Raw genomic sequence first — 18,787 nt, forward strand, 5'->3', positions numbered from 1 at the left:
AGACACAGTGCTGCTCAACGGCAATAACGGTGCTGCTCAGAAGACCAACTACTCAGTAGGCCGACCCTCCGTAAGCGCTGACATTCCCCTGCGACGATCACCGCCAGAGCCGTCCGTGTAATAGCAAGCCCACCCGAATCACCGCCATGGAAGCCGTTGGTTTCCGCGCCCGGGCCGCCAGCACTGTCTTGGCGCATCAAGGTGAGATGTCCGGTCCAAACGAGGACGCCGTCGACATTGATCGAAACCAGGCGGTTCGTCGATAGAACGAAGTACCGGCACGTCTGTCCGGTCGTCGAGCCTGACGGGCAGAGCTGCCTACCCATCGGCAGGGTGCCGCGGTTGATGAGATGCGCTCGACGTTCGCTCGCCGTCGACGCGTACACACCGACCAGGACCGAAACGCCGACCAGCACGACGGCTCCGATCGATCCGAGCATTCTTTTTCCGCACGTTGCGCGGTCACCATAGCAGCAACGCTGAGCGCAGCGCTGTCCCCTTTTCGGCCTACAGACTCGCGTGTTTGACCTCGATAGGTTGAATGCGTGCGATGAGGGGTCCGGGCGGGCTACGGCCACAGATCACCGAGATTTGCCCGGGCTTGGTTTCCATATACCCGGCCGAATTCGACGTCGGATAGCTCCTCGACCGCCTCTGCTAGAGCAGGCTCGAGCCTGGGATCCGAGCGCACGTCCCCGAGAGAATGGAAACGCATGAGTCCACCAGCGAATGAGCGAAGTCGGAGCCAGGTCGAGGGAGGGGCGAGGGAATCTCCGGTGTCGAGGCGCACATTCATAGCTGCATCGGCTTCCGTACTCGCGGCCGCTGCGGTCGGCACAGAGTTGCTAACCCCGTCACGGGCCTCCGCCGCCGTTACATGGGGATATCCGTTTACGTTCCGTTCAGGGCGTTCGCGTGGATTCACAGGTCAATGGCCCAGTGGCCACGCTGGCATCGACTACACACCCGGCAATGAAACGCCGATTCATGCGGTCGCTGACGGCACGATCATCATTAGCGGAGTGAGCGGCACTGACGGCGCTTACGGCGAGAGCGTCTGGATTCAGCACGCCGACGGCTATCGCACAATCTATGCACATATGACGCCAGGCACGCGCGTGGGCACCGGGCCGGTGAAGCGGGGGGACTACATCGGCCGCGTCGGCAACACCGGGAACTCCTACGGACCCCACCTGCACATTGAGCTCCACCGTAATAACGTCGCCATCGACCCTGACCCGTTCATCAACGACGCGCCGCTCGCCAGCACGACGCCACAACCACCTGAGCCACCTGAGGAACAAATGCCCTTTTACAACCATAAGCAAGCCACGTTGCCGCTCAACTTCGCTGCGAACACTGCCTATTTTGCGACGTTCAACGGTGTCGTCACCACGACTGCTGCCCCCGGCGACACGAATCTCGCCGCTGGGGGTCCCGGCGTGTACGACCTGGACATTCCGATGCATTTCACCGGTCTCTACGCCGACTCGTTCGTAACCGTGAGCCTCGCGGTCCAGACCGTCGCCACGGGGGGCGTGTCACTCTGGTACGAGGAGAAGTTCGAGGGCAACGCGTCCGGCGAGGTTCGCGTCACGCACAGCACGAAACTCGCAGTCCCCGCCGACCGACGGTTGTTCCTACGAGTCACGCCTACCGCCAACGTGACGCTAGAAAAGTGGGGGCGCGCACTCACCAACTACCAAGGAGTGACAGGCTAGCTCGCTCCGTCCAATCGGGGCGCGCAACGCCGATTCTGAATTGAGCTTCTGGCGTACACGTAGCGCGAACAGGTTTCAGCGAACCTCAGAGCTCTCGCGAGCCTGCTCCCGACCTGCCGTGGACCTAGAGAAGATCGCCGCGGATTTGTGGCGATCTTCTCTTTGTTTGATCCGATCTCAGAAGAGCCGACTACGGGACTCGAACCCGTAACCCCCGTATTACAAGTACGGTGCGCTACCAATTGCGCCAAGTCGGCGGATGCCACCAGCTTAGCGATGGCATCGACCCGGCTTCGACCTACGGGGTCGTGGTGGGCGAAGGCGTCGACGTCGCACGCGAGGCATCGCTCGCGACGCTGAGCACGAACTGCGAGAACTCGGCCGGGTCGTCCAGCGCCCCGACGTAGGCCTCGCCGTTCGCGACGATCATCGGCGCTGCCGTCAGCACCAGGTCGTCGGAGCCGGCGAGCGGTCCGTCCAGGGCCCTGGTCGTCGCCTCCTTCGCCCAGCCGACGAAGTCGCCGTCCTCGATGCAGGACCGCACGGCCTTGGCGTTGTCGACGCCGACAGCACCGGCGAGGTTCGCGAGGTCCTCGTCGGAGAGGCCGTCGCTGCCGACCTCGGGCTGGTCGTCGAGCAGGTCATGGTTGAACGCGTAGAACTGGGCAGGCGAGTGCGTGGCGACGCAGGCCGCAGCGGCAGCCGAGCGGAGCGAGTACTTGGTTCCGTTGGAACTGGCGGTGAGCAGGGCGACCGGGTGATAGCTGACCGTGACCGCGTCCTCGCCGATCCAACCGGCGAGCTGTCGGGCGTTTGCACGCTCGAACTCCCCGGCGTCGGGCGACAGGTAGTCGACGTACACGTGGATGTCGACCTTTCCGGACGCCGTCGGCTCCGGCGTCGGGCTGGCCGATTCGCCGGCGTCGGTCGCCTCAGGAGACGGGGTCTCCGGCACCGCGCCGGTTCCCGCGAACGACTCGAGGTCGGTGACGACCACGCCATCCGATTCCATGCCGGTCGGCGTGAGCCGCGGCTTGGTGACCTGGGAGGACACCGCGAGGGTCACCGCGGTGCCGATCGCACCCACCGCGACGAGCGCCACCGCGCCGATGATGATCCGTCGCATGAGACGCGCCCTGGACTGCTGGGCGTGCACTCTCTGAGCCTTCTCCCGTACGGCCTCGCGGGAATTGCGAGGCGTCGGGACGTTCGGCGTTTCGTCGCTCGACATCGTTCCTCTGTGAGTCTCAACGGGGGTCCGGGTTGGCCCCGACCGCCGCCGAGCGACGATCGCCGCTGCGCGCGGCCGAGTTCGATGGTAGTCAGTGAGGCTGAGAAATACCCAGGTACCGCCGTTCATGTCATACTGATCCCGACCCAATGAGGGGTCACGGCGGGGTCACCCGCCGCTTCATCACTACGGATCGTCCGGCACGTACCTGCCGGTGAAGGAGAAAAGACAATGGCATCTGTGACTTTCGACGAGGCCACCCGCCTGTACCCCGGCGGAACCCGTCCGGCCGTCGACAAGCTGAACCTCGAGGTCGGTGACGGCGAGTTCCTCGTCCTCGTCGGTCCCTCCGGTTGCGGTAAGTCCACGTCCCTCCGCATGCTGGCCGGCCTCGAAGAGGTCAACGCCGGCCGCATCCTCATCGGCGACCGCGACGTGACCGACGTCCCGCCGAAGGACCGCGACATCGCGATGGTCTTCCAGAACTACGCGCTGTACCCGCACATGACCGTCGCCGAGAATATGGGCTTCGCGCTCAAGATCGCCGGCGTCGGCAAGGAAGAGCGCGCATCCCGAGTTCTCGAAGCCGCCAAGCTCCTCGACCTCGAGCCCTACCTGACTCGCAAGCCGAAGGCCCTCTCGGGTGGTCAGCGTCAGCGCGTCGCCATGGGTCGCGCCATCGTGCGTCAGCCTCAGGTGTTCCTCATGGATGAGCCGCTGTCGAACCTCGACGCCAAGCTCCGCGTGCAGACCCGTACGCAGATCGCTTCGCTGCAGCGTCGCCTCGGCGTCACCACGGTCTACGTCACGCACGACCAGACCGAGGCTCTGACCATGGGCGACCGCATCGCGGTCCTCAAGGACGGTCTGCTCCAGCAGGTCGGTTCCCCGCGCGACCTGTACGAGAAGCCGAACAACGTCTTCGTCGCCGGCTTCATCGGCTCGCCCGCGATGAACCTCTTCGCGGCCGACCTCGCCGACGGCGGCATCCGCTTCGGGTCCGAGGTCGTCCCGCTCGACCGCGACACCGTCGGCCGCGCGAACGGCAGCCAGGTCACGGTCGGCGTGCGCCCTGAGGACATCACGGTCGGACCGGCCGACGGCAAGGGCCTCCCCGTCGTCGTCGACCTCGTCGAGGAGCTCGGCGCCGACGGCTACCTCTACGGCCACACCGAGATCAACGGCAAGCGCAGCGACATCGTCGCCCGCGTCGACGGTCGCAGCCACCCGAACGCCGGCGAGACGGTCACGCTCGCTGCGAACCCGGGCCACGTGCACGCGTTCGACATCGAGTCCGGCGAGCGCCTGAACGACAAGCCGGTCGTCTCCGCCTGATCGGATCCACAGACGCGGCGCAGGCTGACTTCGGTCACCTGCGCCGCGTCTCTTTCTGTCCCACCTCGACCAGGGAGCATCATGCAGGATTCGCTGCGGATCACCGCCAGCAAGATCGATCCGGGGCTGTTGTCCCTCCCCTGGTCCACGACGCTGGCGAAGTGGCCGTCGGAGCACATCGTGTCGCTCCCGAAGGGGCTCTCCCGCCACCTCGTGCGCTTCGCCGACCTCTCCGGCCGGGTCATCGCCGTGAAGGAGACCACGGCGGAGATGGCCCAGCGCGAATACGACATGCTCGGCAATCTCGCCCGCCTCGACGTGCCCTGCGTCGACCGGGTCGCGGTGATCGCCGGGCGTACGGATGCCGACGGCGAGGCTCTTCCGGCCGCGCTGGTCACTTCTCACCTGCGTTTCTCGATGCCCTATCGCGCGCTCTTCACGCGGGTACTGCGCCCCGACACCGCGACCCGCCTCGTCGATGCCCTGGCCCTGCTGTTGGTGCGGCTGCACAACGTCGGCTTCTATTGGGGCGACGTCTCCCTGTCGAACACGCTGTTCCGCCGCGACGCGGGCGCGTTCGCCGCGTATCTGGTCGATGCGGAGACGGGTGAGCTGCACGAGGAAGGGCTGACCGACGGTCAGCGCGCCTACGATCTCGACCTGGCCCGCACGAACATCGCCGGCGAGATCATGGACCTCGCCGCGGGCGGTCGCCTCGAACACGGTGTGGACGCGGTGGCGATCGCCGACGGCATCGTCTCGTCGTATCGATCGCTGTGGGCCGAGCTCACCGCCCAGGAGTCCTTCTCGGCGGCGGAGACCTGGCGCATCACGGAGCGGGTCGAGCGCCTCAACGCCCTGGGGTTCGACATCGACGAGATGTCCATGTCGACGACCGCGGACGGCACCGTCGTCGAGATCCAGCCGAAGGTGGTGGATGCCGGTCACCACCAGCGCCGCCTGATCCGTCTGACGGGGCTGGACGTCGAGGAGAACCAGGCGCGGCGCCTGCTGAACGACCTCGACGAGTTCCGCGCCCGCTCGACGAAGCAGTGGGCGGACGAGGAGATGTACGCGCACGAGTGGCTCACCCGTGTCTTCGAGCCGGTGGTGCGCGCGATCCCATACGAGCTACGAGCCAAGCTGGAGCCCGCCGAGGTCTTCCACCAGGTGCTCGAGCACCGCTGGTACCTCTCGCAGGCGCAGGGGCGCTCGGTGCCGCTCGCCGAAGTGCTGACCAGCTACATCAACGAAGTGCTGCGACACCGGCGTGACGAGGCGACCATCATGGGCCCGCCGACCGAGACGATGAGCCTGCCGGTCGTCACCGGTGCGACTCCGGTGGCCGATGACGATGAGGACATCGACTGGCGCGACCTGGTCTGACACCTCCGCGGGCGCCGAGTGCACGGGTTACTGCCGAGCACACCGCATGCGTGCGTCAGCGAGCCGTGCATTCAGCGATAGCCCGTGCGGTCGCCGAAAGTCGTGGCGTCAGTAGCCGACGGTGAACCGCTCTCGGTGGTGGTTGCCCTGCTCGATCTCGTCCACCACGGCGACCGCGAAATCCGCGCCGGAGATGAACGACTTGCCGTCGGCATCGCGGACGATCACGTCGCCGCCGTCGCGATAGTGCCCGGTGCGCTCGCCTTCGGCCCAGGGACCGAACACCTCAGCGGGGTGGATGAAGAACCAGTCGAGGTCGGCCTCCGTCTCCTCGAGGAGCGCGAGGGAGTCGATGCCGACCTGCGCCTCGTGCTTGTACTCCTCAGGGAAATCCTGGTCGAACAGACGCGGCCCGCCGGGGGCCACCAGGCTGCCACCTGCACCGCCGACGACACCGAGACGCGTCTCGGTGCCCGCGACCCGGTCGACGACGTTCGACAGCGCCTCGAGCGCACGATCTTCCATGTCGCCGCGAGGGGAGAGCGCCGACACGACGGCATCCGCCCCGACGAACGCTTCCGCGATCGGATCGAGGTCGAGGGCGGAACCCTGCAGATATGCGGCTCCCGCCACCGGTTCGGTGGGCTCCGATCGGGAGATCGCGATCACCGCATGGCCGCGACTCACCGCCTCCCGGACGATGTGACGACCGGCGTAGCCGGTCCCTCCGAGCACGATGATACGGGCCATGATCTGCCTTTCCTCGGGCGGTCTAGTTCTTCGCGGCGCGGAGAGACGCGACCTGGTAGAGCGCGACCGAGGTCGCGATGCCGGCGTTCAGGGATTCAGCGGCCGCAGAGATCGGGATCGAGACGATCTGATCGCACGTCTCGGAGACCAGACGGGACAGCCCCTTGCCCTCCGAGCCGACCACGATCACGACAGGACGATCAGCCAGCTGGAGCTCGGGGAGCGACACGTCGCCGTCGCCGTCGAGGCCGAGCACGAACACCCCCTGTTTCTTGAACTCCTTGAGCTGCGCGGTGAGGTTGGTGGCCAGCGCGACGGGGGTCCGTGCGACGGCTCCGGCACTCGTCTTCCAGGCGGCGGAGTTGACACCGGCCGAGCGGCGCTGCGGAAGGATGATGCCGTGCCCACCGAACGCCGCGGTGGAGCGGATGATCGCGCCCAGGTTGCGGGGGTCCGTGATGCCGTCGAGCGCCACGAACAGCGGGACCTCGCCCTTGTCGATGACCTGCTCGAGCAGATCCTGTGGGTGGGCGTACTCGTACGGCGGCACCTTGATCGCGACGCCCTGGTGCACGCCGTCGAAGCCGGCCATGCGGTCGAGCTCCGGACGGGTGACCTCCATCACGGGGATCCCGCGATTCGTGGCGATCGCCAGCATCTCCTTCACACGGTCGTCCATCTCGACGCGCTGCGCGATGTAGAACGCCGTCGCCGGGATCTTCGCCCGCAAAGCCTCGAGGACGGAGTTGCGCCCGGTGACATTCTCGGTGTCGTCCCCCGCCTTGGCCTTCGGCGCACGGTTCGCACCGCCGCCGGACCCCGGACGACTGCCGCCGGGGCGTCCCTTGCCGCCCGACGCGGCGTATCGCTCGGCTGCGGCTTTGCGCTTGCCTGCGGGGTGCCACGCGCGGTCCTCCGCCTTCGGGGTCGGCCCGCGGCCCTCGAGCGCCTTGCGCCCGAGTCCGCCGGTGCCCTTGGTGGGGCCCTTCTTCTTGCCGTTGCTCGCGCCGGGGCGCTGTGGCTTAACCATCGATACTCCAATGAGTTCCGGCCGGAGTGTCCTCCAGCGTGATTCCTGCGGCGGCGATCGCGTCTCGGATGCGATCCGCCGCCGCCCAGTCCTTGTCAGCGCGTGCCTGCGCGCGCTGGGTGATCATCGTCTGGACGAGAGCGTCCAGAGTCCGGTGTTCCGCGAGGTCTCCCCCGGCCGACATGAGTTCATCGAATCCGAGGACGCGGACCATCGCATCCACTCCGACGAATGCCGCCCAGGCGTCGTCGTGCGCCCCCTCGTCGATCGCGGTGTTCCCGCGTCGTACGGTCTCGTGCAGCACGGCGATCGCCTGAGGCACGCCGAGGTCGTCGTCCATCGCGAGGGCGAAAGCTTCGGGGACCTCGCCGATCCCCGCCTCGTCCGGCTCCCCGGGGAGGGTGCGACGGACCCGCGAGATGAAGGTGCCGATACGGCCCAGCGCCGCCTCGGCCTCGGTCCACGACGACTCGCCGAGGTCGAGGCTCGAACGGTAGTGCGCTGCAGCGAGTGCGTAGCGCACCACCAGTGAGTCATGCGCGGCGAGAACATCGGCCGCCAGCGTGAAGTTGCCGAGCGACTTGGACATCTTCTGTCCGGCGACGGTCACGAGCCCGTTGTGCACCCAGTACCGGGCGAAGCCGTCGCCGGCGGCCGTCGACTGCGCGAGCTCGTTCTCGTGATGCGGGAAGCGCAGGTCCAGCCCGCCGCCGTGGATGTCGAACTCGGCACCGAGGTACCGCTTCGACATCGCCGAGCACTCGATGTGCCATCCCGGCCGCCCCGCGCCCCACGGCGACACCCATGTCGCATCCGCCGGTTCCTCCGGCTTCGTGCCCTTCCAGAGGGCGAAGTCCTGCGGGTTCCGCTTGCCGCGGGGGTCAGCATCCTCGGCCGCCTCCATGGCGTCGAGGGACTGATGCGTCAGCGAGCCGTACTCGGACCACGAGCGCACGTCGAAGTACACATCTCCGGAGCCGTCGGGAGCCGGATAGGCATGTCCGCGCTCGATCAGCAGCGCGATCAGCTCCTGCATCTGAGGAACGGATGCCGTGGCTCGCGGCTCGTACGTCGGAGGCAGGATTCCGACACCGGCATATGCGGCGGTGAACTCTCTCTCCATTCGGTACGCAAGCGCCCACCACGGCTCGCCGTCCGTCGCGTTGGCGAGCACCTTGTCGTCGATGTCGGTGACGTTGCGCACGAAGGTGACCCGCCCGTACCGGTGCTCGAGCCAGCGACGCAGGAGATCGAAGCTCAGCGCCGCTCTGACGTGCCCGATGTGGGGCCCGGACTGCACGGTGGGTCCGCACACGTACATCGTGATGTTCTCGGGGTCGAGAGGCACGAAGTCGCGCAGCAGCTGTGCGCGGGTGTCGTAGAGGCGGAGGGTCACCGGTCAAGCCTACTCGGGGACTGCTGAGCGCCCGCCCCGCGTGGACGATTCACGGAGGTTGTGACGTTCTGCCGATGGATCGGGGGGTTTCTCAGGCGATCGTCACGTGCTGCGCGCAACGTCGGGCACGACCAGGGCGATCGCGGTCACCGCGATGCCCTCGCCGCGTCCGGAGAAGCCGAGACCGTCGGTCGTCGTGGCCGTGACCGACACCGGAGCATCCAGGACCGCGGACAGGAACGCCTCCGCCTCGTGACGTCGGGGGCTGAAGCGCGGCCGATTCCCCTGCAACTGCACGGACACGTTGCCGATCACGAATCCGGATTCGGCGAGCAGCTCACGCGTACGAGCGAGGAAGACGTCGGCATGGGCGCCTGCGTACTCGGGGTGGGCTGTGCCGAAGTGTTCGCCGATGTCGCCGAGGCCCGCCGCCCCCAGGAGCGCGTCGACCACCGCGTGAGCGACCGCATCGCCGTCGGAGTGCCCGGAGAGCGGCTGCTCCCCCGGCCACTCGAGGCCGGCGAGCCAGAGGTTCCCGTCGCCGCCGAAGGCGTGGACGTCGGTGCCGATGCCGACGCGAGGGATACCCGGGATGTCCACCGACGAGGTCGGGCGTGCCATCGGCGCCGATGCCTCCAGCAGGTGCCGCGCACGTTCCAGGTCACTGGGAGTAGTGATCTTGAACGCGCGGCTGGAACCCTCGATATGCCGGACCCGGTGTCCTGCGGCGGCGAACAGAGCCGCATCGTCGGTGTACTCGATGCCGGCGGTCAGCGCTGCGTCATAGGCTGCTTCGAGCTCTGCACGGGGGAACCCCTGCGGTGTCTGCGCGGCAGCCAGCTCGGAACGGTCCACGGCCGAGACCACCGCGCCCCCCGCCACCTTCTTGAGCGTGTCGACAACGGGCAGCACGGGAATGACGCCCTCCCCCGGGACGACGGCCCGAGCGACCGCATCGATCTGCGCCGGAGGAGTCAGGGCGCGAGCCGCATCGTGCACGAGAACCGTCTTCACATCGCCCCACAGCGCGGCGAGACCTGCAGCGACGGACTGCTGCCTGGTCGCGCCACCGACCACGACACGGCCGAGGTCGCGTCGATCGCCTGCCGCCGCATCCAGCTCCGCCAGTGCGTCACCTTCGTATCCGGCCGGTGCGACGACGATGACCTGGGCGGGTTCCGCGGCGAAGACGCCGTCGAGCGCGTGGCGGAGGATCGAGTGCGCGTCGATTCCGACGAGGGCCTTCGGCGCCCCCGCATCCAGCCGGGTGCCGGAACCGGCGGCGACGACGATGATCGCGGTGTCGGGTACGGGAAGCAGAGTCACCGTCTCACGCTACCGTGTGGCGGGAACGACGAAGGGGCGGATGCCGAAGCATCCGCCCCTTCGCAGAGAACTCAGGAGGCGAGGACCTCGTCGAGCAGTGCGCCCGCCTTGTCCTCGTCGGTCTTCTCCGCGAGCGCGAGCTCGGAGATGAGGATCTGACGAGCCTTCGCCAGCATCCGCTTCTCCCCCGCGGACAGGCCGCGGTCCTGGTCGCGGCGCCACAGGTCGCGGACGACCTCGCTCACTTTGATGACGTCTCCGGAGGCGAGCTTCTCGAGGTTCGCCTTGTACCGACGAGACCAGTTGGTGGGCTCTTCGGTGAAGGGTGCACGCAGCACCTCGAAGACATGATCGAGACCTTCTTTTCCGATCACGTCGCGAACGCCGACCAGGTCGACATTCTCAGCAGGAACCTCGATGATGAGATCGCCCTGGGTGACGTTGAGCTTCAGATATTTCTTCGCCTCACCCTTGATGATGCGCTCCTTGACCTCGATGATGGTCGCAGCGCCATGGTGGGGATAGACGACGGTTTCGCCAACCTCAAAAAGCATAAAAACGTGTCCTTTCGGCAACCTCAAGGATACCACAGGGGAGATGCGCTAAGGTTCGCGCCCCCTGGGCCCCGGGGCCGTCACGACTTACCCATAGAATGGATGCGGACATCCCGCCGGACCTCAGGAGGACCCGTGAAATCGCGCCTTGTTGCGTCTGCTGCGCTCAGCGCTCTCGTTCTGCTCGGCGCCACCGGGTGCACATTCATCACTCCTCAGTCCACGAAGACCGAGTACGCGGCCTCCGACGGAGTGAACATCTCCGACGCCGACGGCCCGATCGATGTGCGCAACGCCCTCGTCATCGCCACCGACGACGGCTCGGTCGGCAACTTCATCGCCGGCATCGTCAACCCGACCGATGAGAGCGCCACGCTCACCATCGCCCTCGCGGACAGCGAGCCGTTCACCGTCACCGTTCCGGCGGGTGGCACGGTGAGCCTCGGCGCCGACGAGGAGCCGCTGCGCATCGTCGGCCTCGACACCATGCCCGGCGCGACCGTCGAAATGCACTTCCAGTCGGGCGACTCCACGGGCGTCAAGGCCGAGGTGCCCGTGCTCGACGGCTCGCTCCCCTACTACGCAGACCTGGTCCCCTCGGAGTCGGTACCCACTCCGACCCCGATGCCGACCGACACGGCAGCTCCGGCGCCTGCGGACTGACCCTCCGCACGGAACACGCAAGAGGCCGGCACCCCACGGGGCGCCGGCCTCTTCGGTGTTCAGCCCTCGAAGCGGTATCCGAGACCCCGCACGGTGACGAGCATCACGGGTTCGCTCGGGTTCTCTTCAATGCGGGAGCGGATGCGCTTGATGTGCACGTCGAGCGTCTTCGTGTCACCGAAGTAGTCGCTCCCCCAGACCCGATCGATCAGCTGACCGCGCGTGAGCACTCGCCCCGAGTTGCGCATGAGGACCTCGAGCAGCTCGAACTCCTTCAGGGGCATGTTGATCTGCTCACCGGCGACCGAGACGGTGTGCCGGTCGATGTCGAGCGAGACCCTGCCGCCGTCGAGCACACGCTCGTCGAGTTCACTGTCGGCCTGCACCCCCCGCCGCAACACGGCGCGCATGCGGGCGAGCAGTTCGCGGGACGAGTAGGGCTTCGTGATGTAGTCGTCCGCCCCGAGCTCGAGTCCCACCACGATGTCGACCTCGGAGTCCTTCGCCGTCAGCATGATGATCGGCACCGCCGAGGTCGAGCGGATCTGCCGGCACACCTCGGTGCCGGGCATCCCGGGCAGCATCAGGTCGAGCAGCACGATGTCGGCGCCCCGCTCCCGGAAAGCCGCGAGCGCGCCGGGGCCGTCCTCCGCGATCTCCACCTCGTACCCCTCACGTCGCAGCAGGTACGCGAGCGGGTCGGCGAGGTCGGGCTCGTCTTCGACGAGAAGGATTCGGGTCATGCTCTCTCTCCGTTTCGAACGCGCGCGGATGCCGCAGCCTTGGCCGCTTTGCGCGCACGCTTCTTCTTGCTCTTCTTGCCCGTGTCGGCGTGATCGGGGGCATCGATCCGAGGAAGTCGGATCGTGAAGGTGGATCCTCGGCCCGGGCGCGACCACAGCCGCACCTCCCCGCCGTGGCGCTGCGTGGCGTGTTTGACGATGGAGAGCCCGAGTCCGGTGCCTCCCGTACGCCGGGAACGAGCCTCATCGGCCCGGTAGAAACGCTCGAAGATGCGCTCCCGATCGGCCTCGGCGATACCGATGCCCTGGTCGGAGACGGCGATCTCGACCACGCCGTCCTCCGCCCGGACGCCGACTCCCACGCGCGAACCGCGGGGCGAGTAGACGATGGCGTTCGCGATCAGATTACCGACGGCCTCGATCAGGATCTGTGCGTCACCGCGCACCCAGACGCCGCGGTCGCCTCCCCTGGCGAGCTCCACGCCCGCGGAGTCGGCCTGCACGACATGGGCTTCGATGGAGGCGGCGATGACCTCGTCGATCGCGACCGGTCCCACCTTGGTCAGACCGTCTTCGGCCTGGAGCCGGGAGAGACTCATGATGCGTCCGGTGAGCTGTCCGAGCCGACCCGCCTCCGCCGAGATCCGGGCGGCGAAGATGCGCACCTGCGCCGGGTCATCGGCCGCGGACTCGATCGCTTCGGCGAGGAGGCTCACCGCACCCACCGGTGTCTTCAGTTCGTGGCTCGTGTTCGCGACGAAGTCCCGACGCATCTGATCGAGCCGCTCCTGCTCCGTGACGTCGCGGATGATCAACAGGACCAGGCGGGTGCCGATCGCGCTCGCACGAGCCGAGACGAGTCGCGGATCGAGGCTCAGTCCGCCTCGCGTGATGCGCATCGATTCGGTGGCCGTACCGCCGGCCGTCCTGACCCCGCGTACCAGCTGACGCAGCTCCGGATTGTCGAGCGTCGAGCCGACCTCGATCCCGAACCTGCTCGCAGCGTCCGACGCTGCGAGCACCAGCCCCGACGTGTCGACCACTCCGGCCGCGTCGTCCATGCTGTGCAGCACATCGGTGATGCCGGGAGGGATCGCCAGCGACGTCTCTTCCTGAACCCGGGCCCGCGCCCGATAGGCCCACACCACGAGCAGAGAGAGGCCGACGCCGATCACCAGCCCGATGGCGAGCGAAGACAGCGCGAGCTGCGGCAAGGTCATGTCATAAGCGTAGAGTGCGTTCACCGTCCGTCCGGCGGGTTTCCGCGCCCTGGGGGGAACAGGAGAAGTACTATTCACGTGCTGGGCACCGTTCGTTAACCTTCGAAGCAGACAATCGCTTCGGGCTTGTGCGGGAGCACAGACCTGCTCCTGTGCGGACGACCCGCCTTCTCGCGCTGACTCAGCCGAGATCCGAATGAAAGGTTGCGCCCCAACATGCGCGAAGTCTTCCACCAGTCCCTCGAGGACCTCCAGAATCGCCTCGTCGAGATCGCCGACCTCGTCACGGTCTCCATCGACAAGGCCACCAGGGCTTTCGCCACCAGCGACGTGGCCCTCGCCGAAGAGGTCATCGCGGACGACGCGAAGATCGACGAGCTGGCCGTGGCCCTCGACGAGCAGGCCATCGAGATCCTCGCCCGCCAGCAGCCGGTCGCCCGCGACCTGCGCATCGTCGTCACCGCACTCCGCGTGAGCGCCTCACTCGAGCGCATGGGCGACATGTCCGAGCACATCGCCCAGCTCGCCCGACTCCGCTTCCCCGAGCGGGCCATCCCGAAGGGGCTCAAGGGCACCTTCGTGAAGATGGGCGAGCTCGATGTCGAGGTCGCGCGTACGCTCTCGGAGCTGCTGCGCACCCAGGACCTGCGTTTCGCCGACGCGATCCGCAACGCGGACGACGACGTCGACGAGCTGCACGCCACGGTCTTCGAGAAGGTGCTCAGCGACAACTGGAAGGGTGAGGCCACGGCCACCGTCGACGCGACGCTCGCCAGCCGCTACCACGAGCGCTTCGCCGACCACGCGGTGGCCGTCGCGAAGAAGGTCGTCTACCTCGCCACCGGCGACTGGGCGGTCGAGGAGGAGGACATTCCCCTCGCCGTCGAACAGCAGGAACTCGAGCAGCAAGAGTTCGGGCACGCCTGACCCGCGCCCCGGAAGGACGAAGCCCCCGATGCGGTCGCATCGGGGGCTTCGTCCTTCCGGAGGCTCTTACTTCTTGCCCTGGGCCGCGACGGCGGCGGCACCGGCAGCAGCAGCCTCCGGGTCGAGGTAGCGACCGGGGCCGGTGGGCACGTTGTTCTCGTCCAGCTCGTAGACCAGCGGGATGCCGGTCGGGATGTTCAGCTCGGCGATGTCGTCGTCGCTGATGCCCTCGAGGTGCTTCACGAGACCCCGGAGCGAGTTGCCGTGCGCCGTGACGAGCACGGTCTTGCCGGCCTCGAGGTCGGGCACGATGGCGCTCTCCCAGTACGGAAGCAGACGGTCGATGACGAGTTTGAGCGACTCGGTGCGCGGCACCTCGCCGTCGATGCCCGCGTAGCGGACGTCGTCCACCTGGCTGAACTCGCTCTCGTCGTCGAGCACGGGCGGCGGCACGTCGAACGAGCGGCGCCAGAGCTGGAACTGCTCGGGACCGAACTCCTCGAGCGTCTGCGCCTTGTCCTTGCCCTGCAGAGCACCGTAGTGGCGCTCGTTGAGCCGCCAGGACCGGGTCACCGGGATCCACAGACGATCGGCGGCGTCGAGCGCGATGTTCGCCGTCTGGATCGCACGGCTCAGCAGCGAGGTGTGCAGCACATCGGGGAGGATGCCGGACTCGGCGAGCAGCTCGCCGCCGCGGCGTGCCTCCTTCTCGCCCTGCGCGTTGAGGCGGACGTCCACCCAACCGGTGAACAGGTTCAGTTCGTTCCATTCGCTCCGGCCGTGGCGGAGCAGGATGAGGGTGCGCGTCGCAGTCATGTCGCCAGTTTATCCGTGGCCGGCGCCGACGCTCGATTCGGATGCTGGGAGGATGGAGACATGGCGTCATCTCCCCTCGGCCGGCCGACCCGCGGCACCACGGGGACGAACCGTCTGCGGCGGAACGACCGCTGGATCGCCGCGAGCGATACCCTGCACCGAGCATCCGATCCACTGGTCGTCGATCTGGGCTACGGCGCCAGCGGCGTCACGGCATTCGAACTCGCGACGCGTCTGGTCCGGGTGCGCGACGACGTCGAGGTGCGCGGCCTCGAGATCGATCCGGTGCGCGTGGCCACGGCCGATGCCCAGCTCGCCGAGGTCCGAGCGGGGCACACACCCTTCGCGGCCGACCTGCCGGTCTCGTTCGCGCGAGGCGGCTTCGAGGTCCCCCTCCCCGGCGGACGACGAGCCGCGGTGATCCGCGCCATGAACGTGCTGCGCCAGTACGACGAAGGGGATGTCCCCGAGGCGTGGGGCCGGATGGCGTCACGGTTATCCCCCGGCGGCCTGCTGTTCGAGGGAACCTGCGATGAGATCGGCCGCGTCTCGAGCTGGATCGACGTCGATGCGCACGCCGTGCCGCTGCGCTTCACGATCTCGCTGCGGCTCGCCGACCTCGAGAGGCCGAGCATCGTCGCGGAACGGCTGCCGAAGGCGCTCATCCACCGCAACATCCCGGGGGAACGCATCCACGCACTGCTGGTCGAGCTCGACCGCGAGTGGGAGCGGGCCGCACCCCTGTCGACGTTCGGTGCCACACAGCGTTTCCTCGCCGCGGTGGGAGCTCTTCGCGCGCAGGGGTGGCCGGTGCTCGGCGGACGGACACGCTGGCGGCTGGGTGAGCTCACGCTGCCGTGGGCGGCCGTCGCCCCCTGAGCAAACCGCTGCCGGATGTAGTCATGCGGCATTCCGGTGAGCACACTGTGGCCCCACAGCAACATGTAACGTGTTAGCTGGCGTTCGCATGCGCCGAGGTCGGCAGCACAGTGGCTGCAGAACTCCGAGGACAGGAGATTGAATGGCGATCACCGATCCCCCACGGGAGCACGATCCCGCGGCGGCACAGGAGAACAGGCGTGAGCGCCTCGGCGACGTCGCAACCGCAGTTCAGGACTTCTCGCACGAGCAGAGGGGATATCGCACCGCCCTGAAACCGCGACACCTGCAGATGATCGCGCTCGGGGGCGCGATCGGCACCGGGCTCTTCATGGGTGCTGGGGGACGATTGCACTCCGCAGGGCCCCTGCTCGCGGTGTCGTACCTGGTGTGCGGTGTCTTCGCATTCTTCATCCTCCGAGCTCTGGGTGAGCTCGTGATCCATCGGCCGTCGTCGGGGTCCTTCATCTCGTATGCGCGGGAGTTCTACGGGGAGAAACTGGCGTTCGCGGCAGGCTGGCTCTACCTGCTCAACTGGGGCATGGTGGCGATCGTCGACTCCACGGCCGTCGCGTTGTACGTGCACTACTGGTCGGTCTTCGACGTGCTTCCGCAATGGCTTCTCGCTCTGATCGCGCTCATCGTCGTGGTCGGACTCAACCTCGTCTCCGTGCGACTGTTCGGCGAGATGGAGTTCTGGTTCTCGATCGTGAAGGTCGCAGCGCTCACGCTGTTCCTCGTCCTGGGGATCGTGTTCCTCGCTGCCGGCTGGAAGACGGATCAAGGCGCGACGGGGCTGGCGATGCTCGCCGAACACAACGGCTTCATGCCGGAAGGAGTGCTCCCCGCGGTCATCGTGATGCAGGGAGTCGTGTTCGCGTATGCGTCGATCGAACTTGTGGGCACCGCTGCCGGCGAGACAGAGAACCCCGAGAAGCTCATGCCCCGCGCCGTGAACTCGGTCATCCTCCGCATCGGAGTCTTCTACGTGGCCTCCGTGCTGCTGCTCGCGCTCCTGCTGCCGTACACCGTCTACCAGGCCGGCGAGAGCCCCTTCGTGACGTTCTTCTCACACGTCGGCGGGCCCGAGGTCGGCGCCGTGGCCGGCAGCATCATGAACTTCGTCGTCATCACCGCCGCCGTCTCGGGCCTCAACGCCGGCCTGTACTCCACGGGCCGGGTCTTCCATTCGCTCGCCGCCTCCGGGGCCGCCCCGGCGGTGGCCGGCCGGATGAGCAAGCGTGGCGTTCCCGTCGCCGGCATCGTCTTCACCGGGCTGTTCGCTCTCGGTGGTGTGCTTCTGAACGCGGTCGTACCCGACGATGCCTTCGAGATCGTGCTGAACATGTCGGCGCTCGGGATCATCGCCGCGTGGGCGACGATCATCCTCTGCCAGCTCCAGCTGCATCGACTTGCGAAGCAGGGTCGGCTCGAGCGCCCGGCCTTCCGACTGTTCGGCGCGCCCTTCACGTCCTACCTCACGCTCGCCTTCCTCGCGACGGTCATCGTCCTCATGGCGTTCGACTACCCGACCGGGACCTGGACCGTCGCCAGTCTGATCGTCATCATCCCCGCACTCATCGCCGGGTGGCTCGTGGCCCGACCGAGGATTCAGCAGCTCGCGGCGCTCCGCGCCACGGAGGCACATCACGCCGAGTAGCGCGCGACGCCCATCGCCTCAGGACGCAGCGGGGGCGTCGCGCGGATCGGGCGCAGACGGACGACGAGACAGTCGAGTGAGGCGCGGGATGTCTGCCGTGGCACCGGCATCCGCCGGCACGATCACCTGTTGGGACGCCGCGATGTCGATGCCGTCAGCACGCACCACGAGATCGCCGACCGGTGCGCGACGGGACAGGATGGCGAGCGCGATCGGCCCGTCTTCGTGGTGCCGCGCCACCGACGTGATGTGGCCGACCTCGTCATCCCCCGCGAACACCGTTGCTCCGGGCTCAGGAAGCACGGCGTCGCTGCCGTCGAGATGGAGCGCGGCCAATCGGCGCGGAGGATGTCCGAGGTTGTGCACCTTGGCGACCGTCTCCTGTCCGCGGTAGCAGCCCTTGTTCAGGTGCACGGCACTGCGGATCCAGTCGGACTCGTGCGGCAGCGAGCGCTCGTCGACCTCGGTGCTCCACCGCGGACGCCAGGCGGCGATGCGCAACGCCTCGGCGGCGAGGAGCCCGGCGAGAGCATCGCGGTCGAGCGATGCGGCGAGCGCATCCGCCGCGTCCGCGCTCAGCATCGCGACCCGCCACGCGTAATCCGCAGCCGGATGCTCGGCGACCTCGGCGTACTGGTGTCCCCCGCTGCTGATCCGCTGCCAGGGGTCGGCCCAGATCAGCGGGCTGCCGTTCGGCGCGAACGCTGCGGCGGATGCCGTCGGGGCCACCGCACCTCCGTCGATGTAGCCGATCGGCGCGAGGTCGGATCGCACGTCGACCGTGGCTTGCGTGCGGAACTTCATGCGGGTCAACCAGCCCGCGAGTGCATCGGCATCGCCGGCGTCGGCAAGGAGCCAAGTGGATGTGCCGTCGTCGAGGACGCCGGCCGCGTGCTCCACGCGCCCCTGCGGGTCGAGCACCAGCAGCTCCGTGCTCTCGCCGGCAGCGAGACGGCCCACCGACTGCGAAGTGATCGAGTCGAGCCAGGTCAGCCGTTCCGGGCCCGAGACCTCGATGATCGTCCGGTCGCCGAGTGGGGCGAGGGCCGCCCCCTCGGCGAGACGCCGCTGCTCGCGGAAGGCATCACCGAAGTGCATGATCCGATCGCCATCGGACACGACACCGTCGAGCTCGCCGAAGCCCGACACG

17 protein-coding genes and 1 tRNA gene are annotated in these 18,787 nt (G+C 67.6%); 7 read left to right on the forward strand and 11 right to left on the reverse strand.

Annotated elements, in window-relative coordinates:
• Positions 1-713: 713 nt before the first annotated feature.
• Positions 714-1,721: a M23 family metallopeptidase gene (locus OC372_RS06140; RefSeq protein ID WP_262001239.1), complete on the forward strand. Its 1,008-nt coding sequence runs from the start codon at positions 714-716 to the stop codon at positions 1,719-1,721.
• A gap of 184 nt (positions 1,722-1,905) precedes the next feature.
• Here the strand turns inward: OC372_RS06140 and OC372_RS06145 are convergent.
• A tRNA-Thr gene (locus OC372_RS06145) sits at positions 1,906-1,978 on the reverse strand.
• A gap of 41 nt (positions 1,979-2,019) precedes the next feature.
• Positions 2,020-2,952 carry a DsbA family protein gene (locus OC372_RS06150; RefSeq protein WP_105711334.1) on the reverse strand — a complete coding sequence of 311 codons (933 nt, stop codon included), beginning with the start codon at positions 2,950-2,952 and terminating at the stop codon, positions 2,020-2,022.
• A 231-nt stretch (positions 2,953-3,183) separates the two neighbouring features.
• Between OC372_RS06150 and OC372_RS06155 the strand changes: the two genes are divergently transcribed.
• Complete coding sequence (locus OC372_RS06155) at positions 3,184-4,287, forward strand: ABC transporter ATP-binding protein (RefSeq protein WP_029262761.1); 1,104 nt, start codon at positions 3,184-3,186, stop codon at positions 4,285-4,287.
• Positions 4,288-4,368: 81 nt separating this feature from the next.
• The gene (locus OC372_RS06160) at positions 4,369-5,673 is read left to right on the forward strand and encodes a DUF4032 domain-containing protein (protein ID WP_262001240.1); all 1,305 of its coding nucleotides are present in this window, start codon (positions 4,369-4,371) and stop codon (positions 5,671-5,673) included.
• 108 nt (positions 5,674-5,781) lie between these two features.
• Here OC372_RS06160 and OC372_RS06165 read toward each other — a convergent pair whose 3' ends face one another.
• The 5 genes from OC372_RS06165 to OC372_RS06185 form a co-directional block, all read right to left on the reverse strand.
• On the reverse strand, positions 5,782-6,423 hold the full coding sequence (locus OC372_RS06165) for an NAD(P)-dependent oxidoreductase (protein ID WP_262001241.1): 642 nt from the start codon (positions 6,421-6,423) through the stop codon (positions 5,782-5,784).
• Between the two features lie 22 nt (positions 6,424-6,445).
• Positions 6,446-7,453 (reverse strand): 23S rRNA (guanosine(2251)-2'-O)-methyltransferase RlmB, encoded by a 1,008-nt coding sequence (gene rlmB / locus OC372_RS06170; protein ID WP_029262764.1) that lies wholly within the window; start codon positions 7,451-7,453, stop codon positions 6,446-6,448.
• Entirely contained in the window at positions 7,446-8,849 is a 1,404-nt protein-coding gene (cysS, locus tag OC372_RS06175; RefSeq protein ID WP_262001242.1) for a cysteine--tRNA ligase, read from the reverse strand. Before cysS ends, rlmB begins: the two co-directional genes overlap by 8 nt.
• A gap of 102 nt (positions 8,850-8,951) precedes the next feature.
• Positions 8,952-10,175, reverse strand: a complete 1,224-nt coding sequence (gene ispD, locus OC372_RS06180) for a 2-C-methyl-D-erythritol 4-phosphate cytidylyltransferase (protein WP_262001243.1) — start codon at positions 10,173-10,175, stop codon at positions 8,952-8,954.
• Positions 10,176-10,246: 71 nt separating this feature from the next.
• Complete coding sequence (locus OC372_RS06185; protein ID WP_017201416.1) at positions 10,247-10,729, reverse strand: CarD family transcriptional regulator; 483 nt, start codon at positions 10,727-10,729, stop codon at positions 10,247-10,249.
• 135 nt (positions 10,730-10,864) lie between these two features.
• On the opposite strand from OC372_RS06185, the gene OC372_RS06190 reads away from it, so the two are divergent.
• Positions 10,865-11,392: a hypothetical protein gene (locus OC372_RS06190; RefSeq protein ID WP_029262767.1), complete on the forward strand. Its 528-nt coding sequence runs from the start codon at positions 10,865-10,867 to the stop codon at positions 11,390-11,392.
• A 59-nt stretch (positions 11,393-11,451) separates the two neighbouring features.
• Here OC372_RS06190 and OC372_RS06195 read toward each other — a convergent pair whose 3' ends face one another.
• Together OC372_RS06195 and OC372_RS06200 are read right to left on the reverse strand one after the other, a co-directional pair.
• The gene (locus OC372_RS06195; protein ID WP_262001244.1) at positions 11,452-12,135 is read right to left on the reverse strand and encodes a response regulator transcription factor; all 684 of its coding nucleotides are present in this window, start codon (positions 12,133-12,135) and stop codon (positions 11,452-11,454) included.
• On the reverse strand, positions 12,132-13,355 hold the full coding sequence (locus OC372_RS06200; protein ID WP_029262769.1) for a sensor histidine kinase: 1,224 nt from the start codon (positions 13,353-13,355) through the stop codon (positions 12,132-12,134). Before OC372_RS06200 ends, OC372_RS06195 begins: the two co-directional genes overlap by 4 nt.
• Before the next feature lie 216 nt (positions 13,356-13,571).
• On the opposite strand from OC372_RS06200, the gene phoU reads away from it, so the two are divergent.
• Positions 13,572-14,282 (forward strand): phosphate signaling complex protein PhoU, encoded by a 711-nt coding sequence (phoU, locus tag OC372_RS06205; RefSeq protein WP_029262770.1) that lies wholly within the window; start codon positions 13,572-13,574, stop codon positions 14,280-14,282.
• 66 nt (positions 14,283-14,348) lie between these two features.
• Here the strand turns inward: phoU and OC372_RS06210 are convergent, their stop codons facing one another.
• Positions 14,349-15,098 (reverse strand): phosphoglyceromutase, encoded by a 750-nt coding sequence (locus OC372_RS06210; protein WP_262001245.1) that lies wholly within the window; start codon positions 15,096-15,098, stop codon positions 14,349-14,351.
• A gap of 60 nt (positions 15,099-15,158) precedes the next feature.
• On the opposite strand from OC372_RS06210, the gene OC372_RS06215 reads away from it, so the two are divergent.
• Together OC372_RS06215 and OC372_RS06220 are read left to right on the forward strand one after the other, a co-directional pair.
• Positions 15,159-15,977, forward strand: a complete 819-nt coding sequence (locus tag OC372_RS06215; RefSeq protein WP_262001246.1) for a class I SAM-dependent methyltransferase — start codon at positions 15,159-15,161, stop codon at positions 15,975-15,977.
• A 142-nt stretch (positions 15,978-16,119) separates the two neighbouring features.
• A complete protein-coding gene (locus OC372_RS06220) occupies positions 16,120-17,637 on the forward strand; it encodes an amino acid permease (protein ID WP_262001247.1) in 1,518 nt (505 codons plus the stop codon).
• Between the two features lie 18 nt (positions 17,638-17,655).
• On the opposite strand, the gene OC372_RS06225 is transcribed toward OC372_RS06220, so the two are convergent.
• A complete protein-coding gene (locus OC372_RS06225) occupies positions 17,656-18,786 on the reverse strand; it encodes a YgfZ/GcvT domain-containing protein (protein ID WP_029262773.1) in 1,131 nt (376 codons plus the stop codon).
• Position 18,787: the final 1 nt, after the last annotated feature.

Origin of the sequence: Microbacterium sp. Mcb102 (assembly GCF_024519805.1) — a bacterium.
In the GTDB taxonomy this organism is placed as follows: domain Bacteria; phylum Actinomycetota; class Actinomycetes; order Actinomycetales; family Microbacteriaceae; genus Microbacterium.

Coding starts and splice junctions, on each gene's coding strand:
- OC372_RS06210 (WP_262001245.1), bottom strand. CDS start 15,098: ATGACTGCGACGCGCACCCTCATCCTGCTCCGCCACGGCCGGAGCGAA.
- OC372_RS06155 (WP_029262761.1), top strand. CDS start 3,184: ATGGCATCTGTGACTTTCGACGAGGCCACCCGCCTGTACCCCGGCGGA.
- OC372_RS06160 (WP_262001240.1), top strand. CDS start 4,369: ATGCAGGATTCGCTGCGGATCACCGCCAGCAAGATCGATCCGGGGCTG.
- OC372_RS06195 (WP_262001244.1), bottom strand. CDS start 12,135: ATGACCCGAATCCTTCTCGTCGAAGACGAGCCCGACCTCGCCGACCCG.
- OC372_RS06215 (WP_262001246.1), top strand. CDS start 15,159: ATGGCGTCATCTCCCCTCGGCCGGCCGACCCGCGGCACCACGGGGACG.
- OC372_RS06150 (WP_105711334.1), bottom strand. CDS start 2,952: ATGTCGAGCGACGAAACGCCGAACGTCCCGACGCCTCGCAATTCCCGC.
- OC372_RS06165 (WP_262001241.1), bottom strand. CDS start 6,423: ATGGCCCGTATCATCGTGCTCGGAGGGACCGGCTACGCCGGTCGTCAC.
- OC372_RS06185 (WP_017201416.1), bottom strand. CDS start 10,729: ATGCTTTTTGAGGTTGGCGAAACCGTCGTCTATCCCCACCATGGCGCT.
- rlmB (WP_029262764.1), bottom strand. CDS start 7,453: ATGGTTAAGCCACAGCGCCCCGGCGCGAGCAACGGCAAGAAGAAGGGC.
- OC372_RS06220 (WP_262001247.1), top strand. CDS start 16,120: ATGGCGATCACCGATCCCCCACGGGAGCACGATCCCGCGGCGGCACAG.
- OC372_RS06200 (WP_029262769.1), bottom strand. CDS start 13,355: ATGACCTTGCCGCAGCTCGCGCTGTCTTCGCTCGCCATCGGGCTGGTG.
- phoU (WP_029262770.1), top strand. CDS start 13,572: ATGCGCGAAGTCTTCCACCAGTCCCTCGAGGACCTCCAGAATCGCCTC.
- OC372_RS06140 (WP_262001239.1), top strand. CDS start 714: ATGAGTCCACCAGCGAATGAGCGAAGTCGGAGCCAGGTCGAGGGAGGG.